The sequence below is a fragment of the Vibrio sp. V10_P2A27P122 genome (genome assembly GCF_963874335.1).
Taxonomy (GTDB): Bacteria; Pseudomonadota; Gammaproteobacteria; order Enterobacterales; family Vibrionaceae; genus Vibrio; species Vibrio anguillarum.
Window position 1 is genome coordinate 1 of the sequence record NZ_CAWNHY010000008.1, and the last position, 12,630, is coordinate 12,630.

General features: G+C 43.5%; 9 protein-coding genes and 1 tRNA gene. 5 read left to right on the top strand and 5 right to left on the bottom strand.

Going from position 1 to position 12,630, the window contains the following annotated elements:
* Positions 1 to 550: 550 nt before the first annotated feature.
* A complete protein-coding gene (locus AACQ17_RS00490; RefSeq protein WP_010318853.1) occupies positions 551 to 1,189 on the top strand; it encodes a YchE family NAAT transporter in 639 nt (212 codons plus the stop codon).
* A gap of 115 nt (positions 1,190 to 1,304) precedes the next feature.
* Here AACQ17_RS00490 and asd read toward each other — a convergent pair whose 3' ends face one another.
* On the bottom strand, positions 1,305 to 2,435 hold the full coding sequence (asd, locus tag AACQ17_RS00495) for an aspartate-semialdehyde dehydrogenase (protein WP_026028273.1): 1,131 nt from the start codon (positions 2,433 to 2,435) through the stop codon (positions 1,305 to 1,307).
* 422 nt (positions 2,436 to 2,857) lie between these two features.
* Here asd and nhaC point away from each other — a divergent pair, with 422 nt between their 5' ends.
* Complete coding sequence (nhaC, locus tag AACQ17_RS00500) at positions 2,858 to 4,294, top strand: Na+/H+ antiporter NhaC (protein ID WP_017048541.1); 1,437 nt, start codon at positions 2,858 to 2,860, stop codon at positions 4,292 to 4,294.
* Positions 4,295 to 4,403: 109 nt separating this feature from the next.
* Here nhaC and AACQ17_RS00505 read toward each other — a convergent pair whose 3' ends face one another.
* Complete coding sequence (locus AACQ17_RS00505) at positions 4,404 to 5,600, bottom strand: Hpt domain-containing protein (RefSeq protein ID WP_020977731.1); 1,197 nt, start codon at positions 5,598 to 5,600, stop codon at positions 4,404 to 4,406.
* Positions 5,601 to 5,773: 173 nt separating this feature from the next.
* Positions 5,774 to 6,775, bottom strand: coding sequence for a nucleoid-associated protein YejK (gene yejK, locus AACQ17_RS00510; protein WP_013856393.1), 1,002 nt, complete (start codon positions 6,773 to 6,775; stop codon positions 5,774 to 5,776).
* 84 nt (positions 6,776 to 6,859) lie between these two features.
* On the opposite strand from yejK, the gene AACQ17_RS00515 reads away from it, so the two are divergent.
* The 3 genes from AACQ17_RS00515 to AACQ17_RS00525 all read left to right on the top strand — a co-directional run bounded on the left by AACQ17_RS00515 (position 6,860) and on the right by AACQ17_RS00525 (position 9,053).
* Positions 6,860 to 7,084, top strand: coding sequence for a YejL family protein (locus AACQ17_RS00515; RefSeq protein WP_013856392.1), 225 nt, complete (start codon positions 6,860 to 6,862; stop codon positions 7,082 to 7,084).
* 24 nt (positions 7,085 to 7,108) lie between these two features.
* Positions 7,109 to 8,914: a DUF3413 domain-containing protein gene (locus AACQ17_RS00520; RefSeq protein WP_017049110.1), complete on the top strand. Its 1,806-nt coding sequence runs from the start codon at positions 7,109 to 7,111 to the stop codon at positions 8,912 to 8,914.
* A 62-nt stretch (positions 8,915 to 8,976) separates the two neighbouring features.
* Positions 8,977 to 9,053: transfer RNA gene (locus tag AACQ17_RS00525), tRNA-Pro, on the top strand.
* Between the two features lie 52 nt (positions 9,054 to 9,105).
* On the opposite strand, the gene AACQ17_RS00530 is transcribed toward AACQ17_RS00525, so the two are convergent.
* Positions 9,106 to 11,415, bottom strand: a complete 2,310-nt coding sequence (locus tag AACQ17_RS00530; RefSeq protein ID WP_094146883.1) for an FdhF/YdeP family oxidoreductase — start codon at positions 11,413 to 11,415, stop codon at positions 9,106 to 9,108.
* A gap of 10 nt (positions 11,416 to 11,425) precedes the next feature.
* Positions 11,426 to 12,316 carry a formate dehydrogenase accessory sulfurtransferase FdhD gene (locus AACQ17_RS00535; RefSeq protein ID WP_094146882.1) on the bottom strand — a complete coding sequence of 297 codons (891 nt, stop codon included), beginning with the start codon at positions 12,314 to 12,316 and terminating at the stop codon, positions 11,426 to 11,428.
* Positions 12,317 to 12,630 lie beyond the last annotated feature (314 nt).

Below are 12,630 nucleotides of genomic sequence, written 5' to 3' on the forward strand. Positions count from 1 at the left end.
GCTTAAACAATGACAGACTTAGTAAATTGCTTTCAGGACTGAGTATAATATTTCAGAGTGTGAAAAAAATTGACTCAGATCAGTTCTCAAAAACTAATTACCCAATTAGGGGTAACCACCCTACAAAATCGCCTACAAGACACTGAAAACAAACAAAAAACATATAGATAATTAAATGAATAAAAAACATTTACTTAAACAACGAAAACTATAAAAACTACAACAATCTGTAAAAAAGTTTCATTTTTGAGCGATAGATGAATGAACACACCTCATTTTACGTGCTACTGAGAGTATATCGACTCTCACTTTTACCACCAGCTAGGAGCACTAATTTTATTAAAAATGTGCAGATGTTAACAGTTGAGCAAAAAACAACACCACTCACATACATTAGAAAAACAATTGTAAAACGTTTTCTTCATTGAATTAGTTTTTCTCAGCAATAAAACCCCAATCGCTTTAGTTTTTTTCATTCGTGCTATCCTTTGCTTTCGCTTACATTAGCCACGTAATATTTCATCGAAATGATCCATTAGAGATAAATGCCATGCAAACCTTTGAGTTAGCCATTTTCCTGCAGTTTTTCTTAGGCCTTGTAGCCGCTGTGAACCCCGTGGGGATTATGCCAATATTTGTCTCTCTCACTGGGCATATGACGCAAGAAGAGAAACACAAAACGGCGGCTACAGCGAATATTGCTGTGGCAATAATTTTGATTACCGCACTGCTTGCTGGGCAGATGTTACTGGATATGTTTAGTATCTCTTTAGATTCGTTTCGAGTAGCTGGTGGCCTATTGCTGCTGAGCATCGCGTTTTCGATGATGAGCGGTAAATTGGGTGAAGATAAACAAAACAAACAAGAGAAATCTGAATACATTAGCCGTGAACAAATTGGAGTTGTGCCACTCGCTATGCCTTTAATGGCAGGACCGGGTGCCATCAGTTCAACCATAGTGTATGGCTCTCGCTACCCAAGCATGTTCGATACCGTGGGTATTATAATCACTGTGGTGTTATTTAGTTTAAGCTCTTGGCTGCTGTTTCGCTCAGCGCCCTATATTGTCCGCTTCTTAGGTCAAACGGGTATCAACGTGATTACGCGGATCATGGGTTTGATACTAGGCGCACTCGGTATTGAGTTTATTGCCAATGGGCTCAGAAATTTATTTCCTGGCCTTGCATAACCGCGTTAACATCGTCACAGTTGCTACAGACAAAAAGCATAAAAAAAGGGGCGCTTTGCATAAAGCGCCCCTTTTTTTTATTTTTACTCAAGTGGTTTTAAACCGAGATCCATCTTTACTGTTTTTCAGCCAGAATGATCCGCAAAGTACGGCGAAGCGGCTCAGCAGCTCCCCACAATAATTGGTCACCCACCGTAAACGCATTTAAGAAATCATCACCCATAGACATTTTACGCAAACGTCCTACGGGAACTGACAAAGTACCAGTGACTTTGGCAGGGCTCAATTCACGTGCGGTAATATCGCGCTCGTTTGGAATAACTTTCACCCAATCATTGTGCGTAGCGATCATCTCTTCGATTTCATCAAGCGGAACATTTTTCTTCAGCTTGATGGTTAATGCTTGTGAGTGGCAGCGCATTGCGCCAATACGAACACAGGTTCCATCAATCGGAATCGGTGACGATTGAAGTCCCAGAATTTTATTAGCTTCAACGCCCGCTTTCCACTCTTCTTTGCTTTGACCATTGTCGCGTTTGACGTCAATCCAAGGGATTAATGAACCCGCTAGTGGTGCACCAAACTGCTCGGTAGGAAAAGAAGGTGATCGCATGGTTTCAGCCACTTTTCTGTCAATATCAAGAATTGAGCTCGATGGATTAGCCAATTCAGAGCTCACCGCATCGTTAATTACTCCCATTTGCGAGATCAACTCGCGCATATTTTGAGCGCCAGCACCCGAAGCTGCTTGGTAGGTCATTGCGCTCATCCACTCGACCAAACCTTTCTCATAAAGGCCGCCTAATGCCATAAGCATTAAACTGACAGTGCAGTTACCGCCCACAAAGGTATTGGTTCCTGAATGGATGCCGTGCTGAATTTGTGTCAAGTTGACCGGATCTAAAGTGATGATTGATTGTTTATCCATCCGTAAGGTAGATGCAGCATCAATCCAGTAACCTTTCCAACCCGCTTGACGCAGAGCTGGGTACACTTTTTCAGTATAGCTACCACCTTGACAGGTGATGATGGCATCTAATTGTTTGAGGCTATCAATATCGTAAGCATCTTGCAGTAACCCTGTATGATGATTGCCTTTCTTAGAAGGCACCGTTGGGGCAGGAATACCAATTTGAGATGTGCTAAAGAAAACCGGTTCGATCAAGTCAAAGTCATTTTCTTCAACCATACGCTGCATCAGTACAGAACCGACCATACCACGCCAACCCACTAAACCTACTCTCATCGCGCTCACTCTCCATGTATCTAAAATGAAAATTTATTGCTCCATCTATAAGTGGTTCAGCATAAAATCTCAAGACTTTCTTAGTAAAAGTGGTAACTTTTTCTTTCTGCGTAGCCAGTTTTGTAAAAAACACATTTAAGCCTAAAAATCACTCAACCGCACTATGATTCAGCATTCAATAATCAACGAAACGCTAAATAATCACGTTCTTGTTACACAAAAAGCCCACACTACAAAACATTTATAACCATTAAATTTAACTATTATCAACATTTAACATCGAAGATTAACCACTTGAACGACATAAATCACATCCGAGGTGTTTGATGTCGATATATTATGCTAACTATTGTAAAGTGCGATCGAACTCAATAAGGGCACCGTTCTGTCCTTAGATCATAAATCTGACAAGAGGCTCTTTTATGACGCAAGCCCCTCAACGCCTACCTAGCTTAATTCAAGTAATTATTGCTCTAGGCTTGTTTTTGTTACTCGCGTTTTCGTTTACAGCTCAACTCGATCTCCCTATCCAACTGGCCTTATACATTGGCTGGTTCATCATTATTGTGCTCGGTGTTCGTTTAGGTCACCAATATAAAGAATTAGAAAAAGCAGCACTGAATGGTATTTCTAATGGTTTAGGTGCCGTGTTGATACTTTTAGCTGTTGGCGCATTAGTTGGTACTTGGATCTCCGGCGGGATCGTGCCGACCATCATTTACTACGGTCTTCAAGCAATCCATCCTTCTATTTTCCTTCTTGCAACGATGATCATCTGTTCTCTCACCGCTTTAGCAACTGGAACCTCATGGGGGGCAGCTGGTACCGCGGGGATTGCCATGATGGGGATTGGTCAGGGTCTTGGCGTTCCAGCACCAATCACCGCTGGCGCAGTACTTTCAGGTTGTTACTTTGGTGACAAAATGTCGCCATTATCTGATTCCGTTATTCTGGCGTCTTCGATGTCTAACGTTGAAGTGATGGAGCACATTAAAGGTATGCTGCCGATAGCGCTTATCAGCTACGTGATCACGGGTATCATGTTTACCTTATTTGGTTTCCACTATGCGGGTAACGTAGACATGTCTCAAGTACAAAGCGTGATTGAGGCGATGGAACAGCAGTTTTACATTACCCCATACTCTTTTGTGCCAGTGCTGATTGTACTTGGCTTGCTTGCGATGAGAATGCCTTCGTTTCCTGTAATTAGCTTTGGTTCTTTGCTGGGCATCATTTGGGCTGTGATGATCCAAGACGTAGACTTCTTGCAAGCTTTCAATACCGCATGGGCACCTTACAATATTGAATCTGGCGTTGGCTTCATTGACTCAATCTTAAACCGAGGCGGTATGTCCTCTATGCTTGGTTCTGTTGCCGTGATTGTCTTTGGTCTCGGGTTTGGTGGATTGCTGGATAAAGTGGGTGTGCTTGAAACCATCGCAAAACTGTTTGAGCGCCGCGTGACAAGCGCAGGTTCACTGGCAACCAGTACCATTGGTACTGCATTTATGGGCAACGTTTTTGGCTCAGCCATGTATGTTTCACTCATCCTGACCCCTAAAATCTGTGCCAAGAACTATGACCGTTTAGGCTATCAGCGTAAGAACCTATCACGTAACGCTGAATTTGGTGGCACACTCACCTCCGGTATGGTGCCATGGAGCGATAATGGCATCTACATGGCGAGCATTCTAGGCGTTGCAACGCTCTCATATGCCCCCTTTATGTGGCTAAGCTTTGTCTGTATTTTGGTGACCATTTTTACCTCTTACATGGGTTGGTTTGTTGATAAATGTGAACCTACTGCACCAGCAGACAGTGCTGAACAAGCACCGGTTCTCAACCAACAGTCAGCCTAGCAGAGTATTGCAAAGGTCATTGAACTAAAAAACCATTAAAAAGAGCTCAACTGAGCTCTTTTTTACTACAAGCAGAATCGCCATTTAAAGCTGACACGATAGAACTGGCTTATCGTTTTCTTTGATCAAGGTAGTGTTGCGCACTGGCTATAGCGGCCGCTAATTGCGTCGTTAATAACCCCAGTTGACTCTCCGTAGGTCGTTGCTTCTGACTAAGTCGCAGCTCTATTTCTGACGCTATCTGCTTGAGTGAACGGCAACCAAGATTGCCCGCGACGCCTTTCAGGCTATGTGCTCGGCGCTGAGCGGCCTCCAAATCAGAATGCACCAATCTTTTCAATTCAGTGGCATCATGCTGATGATCTTGTATAAATACGCTCAACAGCAGAGTGACAGACTCAACATCGCCATTGAGAGTTATGAGCATGGATTCAATATCGATGGCCAAATCATCAGACAGATCCGATGTTTCCACCTGTGGTTCTTCTGTAGACAAAACACGACTGGGATTTATCTCAGATGACGCATCCTCTTTCGCAGCGCTGGGAACTTTATTAACATGAGAACGAGTTAAAACTGATGACCGAAACATCAACCAACCCAGCAATAGCATAACACCACCACTTAACCCCGTGACAAGATAAGCATAGATGTTTAAAAGACGATGGTATTGGTTTTCAACATGGATAAGCTGATTGTAAATAGAGTGATTGATTAAATTGTCGACCAAACGTGCACCTTGGGCGTATTGATTCAGTAAATCAGACGCTTGTGCTAATGTCTGCTCTAACTCTTTTTTCTGAATGGCTGGTAAAGATTGCCCATCCACATAGAGTTTATCTAATGCTCGATAGATCCCCGGATTTTGCTCAGTGTCACTGAACATCGCTTCAAATACATAAGCGCCTAACACCACATACATTTGCTTGAGTTGTTCTGAATTAGTGGGATTATCGCGCAGCACTTGTAGGCGTTCAACCAAGGGTTGAATATTAAGCTCAATCGACAAATACGATTTGGTCAGTGTGATATAGCGATCAGTCACATGAAGCAATTGCTGAATATCTGGTCGCCATGAAAAATCTCGGTGCTCAACTTCCAGCTGTAGCCTAAGTGAATAGAGTAGCTGTACATTCAGCGCGATATCATTCGCTCGCGTCGAACGATAAGGCTCTTTAAAATAGAGTGAACTTTTAAGTTCTTCAACACTGTAATGTAACTCTTTCACCGCATGCATGGCTTGGTAGCTTAAATGGCTTTGCCAAAACACAAGACCAACGGAGATTAACCAACCAAACAGAATCACTCCATACGATCTCACGCTGAATCGTTTTGATTTCTTTTGCCCAAACACTGTGATTACCAATTTGTACTTGTAATTAATACAAGCATAAACCTAAAGTTTGGACCGTGCTGAGTTGTACATCGGGAGAAGAGACAAAAAAGAGAGCCATATCAAGCTCTCTTAGTGGTAAACGATTAACGCTGGCGCGTTAACTGTTCTCTTAAATTCGGTGGCGTGCCTTTGATGGTTAACGTGTCGCTTTCAGGATCATAAAAAATACGCTCTCCCAATAACAAGCTATCAAAGCTCACATTCAAACCGCCCCCTGCACCGACAAACTTGGTCAGTTTACGCACGGTAGAACGATCACCAGGAAAGCTCTCTTCCAGTTCATAGCCATGTGCCTGCGTATATTCGAAAAAACCCGTGCCGTCTTGGCTAGCAGGTAATTCACCAGACAACTCACGAATATGAACCTCTTCACCGACTTTAATTTGCTCATTGCAGTAATCGTAAACCTGCTTCTTGTAACCGATCGCTTCATCTTTTTCTAGCTTAGAATCCGTGCAAAAATCCTGTACCGCTTGCATCAGTACTTGATTTTGCACTTTGGTATCTAACCCGACATCGGCTTGCAGAAAATCAAGAAAGAAATCCGACACTTTTCGACCAACGCGACCTTTGATATAGGCAAGGTAGCGGTTTGAGTTTTTGTCCGTTTCAAAACTTGAGAGGTCAAGACGCGCCGCGATATCCATTTTGTTGATATCAAGATAATCTGTCGCGCTAATGTCGAGCCCCTCTGTTACTTTCAAACTTTGGTTGAGAGGTAAAAGCCCAATAAATAGGTAATCGGTAGCTAGTGACTGATATTCGGCCATCACTAAGATCCCTTCATCAGCAAACGGATACTTTGATAATTCATCTTTCAGCCGTTGAGCACTGATTTGTGAAAAATCGTAAAAATCACGCTCACCTTGACGAAGTTCTTGCAACCAAGTTTGAAAATCACTGTCCGACTTAAACGAACCAAAACCTTTGCTCGCTTTCGAATTAAACACGCGATGCAACTCAGCCACTAAATTTTCGGCAGACGTATCATTATCTAAAGATTGAGAGCGGTATTTAACCACCAACTCATCTTGCTCGTTTTTGCTTAATTGGTGCAAAATCACGTTGGAAAGGTGAAGACTCATAGTGAAATTATCATCGTTCTGGTTTCAGTTGTAAGGCATTGTAGGTTATCATAAGCCGCTTTTACTATCATCATTAGAGTCTTTATGCCTATTACATCTAAATACAGCGACGAAAGAATTGAAAATATCCTGACAGAAGTTGCTGCCATCCTCGCTAAACATAGTGCTTCCCCTGAGCTTACTCTCATGATTGCGGGAAACATTGCAACGAATGTCTTAAACCAAAACGTTGCCGCTTCACAGCGTAAGGCGATTGCGGAAAAATTTGCTCAGGCATTGATGTCGTCTTTAGAAACTACTACTCACTAATAGAATGCATAGATAGAAAATCACATGGCAGATAGCGAAAATACATACGGTGAACGCGTATCACGGTTGGTTGGTTGGGGGCATTGGTTTGCTTTCTTCAATATCATTGCAGCAATGCTTATTGGTACTCGATATATCGTACAATCACCATGGCCTGAAACCTTGTTGGGGCAGTTTTATTTAGCTGTGTCTTGGGTCGGCCATTTTGGATTTTTGGTCTTTGCACTCTATCTGCTGGTTTTATTTCCTCTGACATTCATCATTCCGTCGCGCAAACTATTTCGCTTCGTGGCGGTCTGTTTTGCAACGTTAGGACTCACACTCTTATTAATCGATACCCAAGCTTATCAAGCAATCAACCTGCACTTAACACCGATTGTATGGGAACTGCTTTTTAGCGATGAGACCAGCGCTATCACCGCCGACTTACAGCATCTGTTTGTGGTCATGCCGCTCATTTTCCTCTTACAACTTGGGCTTTCGGAGTGGGTTTGGCGTAAGCAGCGAAAACTATCGCATAAACACGTTGGTCGGCCCATCGCGGCGGTATTTTTCATTAGTTTTATTACCAGCCACCTTATTTACGTTTGGTCTGATGCGTATTTAGAAACATCAGTGACCAGCCAAAAATCAAACTTCCCGCTCTCCTATCCAATGACGGCAAAATCGTTCATGGAAAAACACGGTCTATTTGATCGTGATGTGTACTTAAAGCGTTTGAAGGATAATGAAGAGAACCTTAACATTGTTCGTTATCCTCTTGAGCCTCTTCAATTTGGCCGCAGAGCAAATAATCTCAATATTTTGCTAGTGAGTGTCAATAATTTAAGAAGTGATGTGCTGACAGCTGAAATCATGCCCAACACTTACCAATTTGCGACAGAAAATTTGAAGTTTAATAATCATTACAGCTCGAGTAATGACATGTTTGGGATCTTTGGCTTATTTTATGGATTGCCAAGCAGTTATGCCAACGCCATTCGTTCACAAGGTACCCCTCCGATACTGATAGATGTATTGAAAAAACAGAATTATCAGTTTGGCCTCTTTAGTGGCGATAATTTTGACGACACCTTATACGAAGAGACGATTTTCCGCACTTTAACGGTCTCTAAAGCTCCTTTTGATCAAGAATCGAGCACAGATAACCAAACTATACAACGCTGGCATAAATGGGTATCCGAGCAAACCGAACAACCCTGGTTCAGCTATTTGGAGTTGACGACCGTTGACAACTTTAATGACTTTGATCCTCGGTCAAGTAAAGGTAGTGCCAGCGATCGCCTGCGTGCTGGTTACAATAACTCGGTCAATGCAGCCGACCAAGAAATAGGCCTGCTGCTCACTAAGATTGACGAATTACAATTGCAAGACAATACGCTGATTGTGATCACCTCAAATCATGGCGCGGAGTTTAACGAGACAAAAACCAACAGCTGGGGTGCTAACAGCAATTACAGCCGATACCAGTTACAAGTGCCGATGATCATCCATTGGCCTGGAAAAATGGCAGGGGAATACTCACACCGTTCAAGTCACTTAGATTTTTCAGTCACGCTTTTACAGGATCTGTTAGGTGCTTCATCCAACCCTATTGAATTTAGCAGTGGTAGAAACTTGTTTGATGAAAACAAAAGGAAGTGGATTTTAGCCGGTGATGCCCGTGAATTAGCCTTGATTACCGATACCCAAACGACTCTCATTGATAAATTTGGCAACTTCAAGCTGTTTGATGAAAACTATCAACGTCAGAAAGACTCTAGCCCAGCGTTACCAGTACTGATGCAAGGCTTAACTGAATTGCAGAGATTTTACGCCAAAGATAATTAAATCAGGTCGTTAGCAAGATTATCTCTTGACGCTAAAGGGATAAATGATTAGATTACGCCAATCGGACTGTAGCGCAGCTTGGTAGCGCACCGTCATGGGGTGTCGGGGGTCGGAGGTTCAAATCCTCTCAGTCCGACCATACACCTAAAAAAGAGAGCTTCGGCTCTCTTTTTTGCTTTAGTATCTGATTTTTAGTCTGTTTGAACTAACAGTGGCGCAACTTTGGTTGGGTGAATGACAACGGCAATAGATTTTGATGTCGGGGTATCACTAAAGTCGCCTTTGCTGCTCAATGGAATGAGTGCATTTGCCTCAGGGAAATAAGCCGCTACATTCCCTTGAGGAATTACATAGGCGACCACTTTGAAGCCCAAAATTTCACGTTTAATACCATCATCCCACAGTGTCTCAATATCGACTCGTTCACCCGCTTTTAATTGCAGCTGCTCAATATCTTTTTCATTCATGAAGATGACATTACGTTCGCCAAATACACCTCGGTAACGATCATCCAAACCGTAAACCGTGGTGTTGTACTGATCGTGCGAACGCATCGTCTGCAACACAAAAATCGGTTTCTTGGTCATCTGCTGAGTTTTAAGCGGAACGATAGATTCAGGAAGTGCATTACTGCTTATCTGCGCTTTTCCTGTGGGCGTTTTCCAATTAAATTCACGCGCTGAATTACCAAGATAAAAACCGCCAGGCCCTTTGAGCCGCTGATTAAAATTGGCAAATCCTGGGATAATCTTTTCAATCAAATCTCGAATGTTATCGTAATTATCGGCCATGGATTGCCAATCGATTGGATTTCCCTCCCCTAAGGTCGCTTTTGCCATTCCTGCGATAATGGCAGGCTCTGAGCGCATCATCTCTCCTGTAACATCAATTCGCCCAGAAGAGGCATGAACCATGGAGAATGAGTCTTCAACGGTAATTTTCTGTGGCCCCTGAGCCTGAATATCAATATCTGTCCGACCTAAACAAGGCAGGATCAACGCATCCTTGCCCGGGTTGACATGGCTCCGATTCAGTTTAGTCGCAATGTTTACGGTCAGATTACAGTTTTTCATTGCTTGTGCGACACGCTCGGTATCGGGCGCAGCAGCAACGAGGTTTCCTCCTAAACCGATAAAGACTCTACTTTCACCCCGTAGCATCGCCTCAATTGCATTAACTACATTATGGCCATGCGCTTTTGGTGGCGTAAAGCCCAGTACTTTTTCAATATTGTCGAGTAGAAATGCAGGCGGTTTTTCATTAATTCCAACCGTGCGGTCACCTTGCACATTTGAGTGACCACGGACAGGACATACCCCAGAACCATCCTTACCAATTTGGCCAAACAGTAATTGTAGATTGACCAACTCTTGTATGGTTGCCACTGAATGCTTATGCTGAGTCACCCCCATTGCCCAAGTTACGATCACGCGTTTAGCGCCTTGGTAAATATCTGCCACCAGCTCTAGCTCTTGTTGCGTGAGCCCAGATTGTTCAATAATACTTGACCACGGCGTAGCCTGCACCATGGCTAAATAAGACTCCATCCCTTCGGTATGCTGGGCAATGAAATCAAGATCGAATATCGATTCACCGCAGGCCTGTGCTTGCTGATGACGAGCAAGAAGAATTTTCACCAAGCCACGAACCGCCGCCATGTCTCCGCCTAATTTAGGAGTGAAATAATGGCTAGTGGTCGGTGTTGAACCATTGCTTAACATTTCAAAAGGATTTTGCGGGTTAGTAAAACGCTCCAATCCTCGCTCTTTTAAATTATTAAACGCAACAACCCGAGCGCCACGCTTATAGGCTGACGCCAGTGTTTCCAACATACGAGGGTGATTCGTTCCTGGGTTTTGTCCAAATAAAAGAATCGCATCGGATTCTTCAAAATCCTCAATAGTCACAGTTCCCTTACCAATGCCAATCGAGCGAACCAAGGCGACGCTCGTCGCTTCATGGCACATGTTTGAGCAATCAGGAAAATTATTGGTACCAAACCGGCGCGCAAACAACTGGTATAGAAATGCAGCTTCATTACTCGCGCGGCCTGATGTATAAAATTCCGCCTGATTTGGACTAGCGAGTTGATTGAGGTGTTGTGCAACCAGTGCAAACGCCTCATCCCAGCTGATTGGCTCATAGTGATCCGTTTGAGCGTTATAGCGCATTGGTTCCGCTAAACGCCCTTGAGATTCGAGAAAATAGTCACTCTGCTTATTGAGCCAAGTGACCGAATATTGCTTAAAGAAATCCGCCCCAACGCGTCGAGAAGTGGCTTCCCAGTTGACGGCCTTAGCGCCATTTTCGCAAAAACGAAAACGCCCTGGGACATGTTTTTCACCCCAAGCACAGCCCGGACAGTCAAAACCATGGTCTTGGTTGGTTTTTAAAAGATTGGAAATATTTTTGGCAACATTATGACTTTTCAATAGATGATGCGCGGTGCTTTTTAGCGCTCCCCAACCACCAGCCGAACCGGTATATTGTTTAATACTCATATTCTTCTTCTCACTCTTTCACTGACTGCAAACGTGCATGACCATGGTATATATTGAACTGATTTTTTTTGATAAAACCAATCAGTGTCATATCAAACTGACGCGCCATATCGAGCGCTAAACGTGATGGCGCACCAACAGCCACCACCACTGAAATGCCAGCAATAGCCGCTTTTTGCATTAACTCAAAACTCACTCGGCCGCTAAGAATCAATACCCCTTGCGGGTGCCAACGTTGCTCACTCAAAATTCGACCAATCAACTTATCCACTGCGTTATGGCGGCCCACATCTTCCGCAACGGCAATTAACTCGCCATTCACGAAGTAACCCGCACCATGCACCGCCCCCGTTTTTGCAAACAGTGGTTGATGAACAAGAAGCAGATTAGGAAGCGCAATAACAACATCAGAAGAGAGCCATTTCGGGCTATCATCAACACGAATTTCTCGCCTCAAACTCAAGGCTCGGATGGATGTCATACCGCAAATGCCACAGCTCGACTGGCTCATATAACGACGGGCCTGATGCTGAATCACATCAGTGTATGGATGATTGAGCGTGACCAACCAGTGATTCTGGCCATGGCGTGATTCGTCGTCAACCAATTCCATATTGAGTATATGGTCATATGAATCGATCACTTGCTGCGTGTAAAGTAAGCCACCGATGAGATGAGCATCGTCACCGGGCGTTCGCATTGTCATGCTCCACTCTTCGATATGCAGCTTGTTAGTAATCGTATCATTCCATTGCAAGCTGATTTGTAAAGGCTCTTCAATAGCAAGAATATCGTATTCATTTTGAAACCCTATTTTGGAATCAAAACGTTGGCGATAAATGCGTTCAGTCCCCTCAGGTTGAGCATCATGAGGGTCATTGGTTGTCGTTTCTTCTAGCATGGTTCTTTTTATTGACTGATTTCAATCATCAGCATAGGTGAGTGCAAGATAAACTCCTGCAAACACTCTGTACTTAATGATTGGAAATGGAAGCAGTGCCTTAAACACAGGAAGCTGCAAATTACTCCTCACCTTGCGCAGGGTCAAGAAAGCCATCTTTTGGCTATGGTTCAGGTTTAGTACCATTTCCCTGCCAGTTTTAGCTTGTTACCCGTCATTCCCAGAGGTTTAAGTATTATATGAACATAAAAGCATAAAAAAGAAATAACATTCCATTTATGAAACTCTGGTAGCCTGATACTACAAGAGAGCAT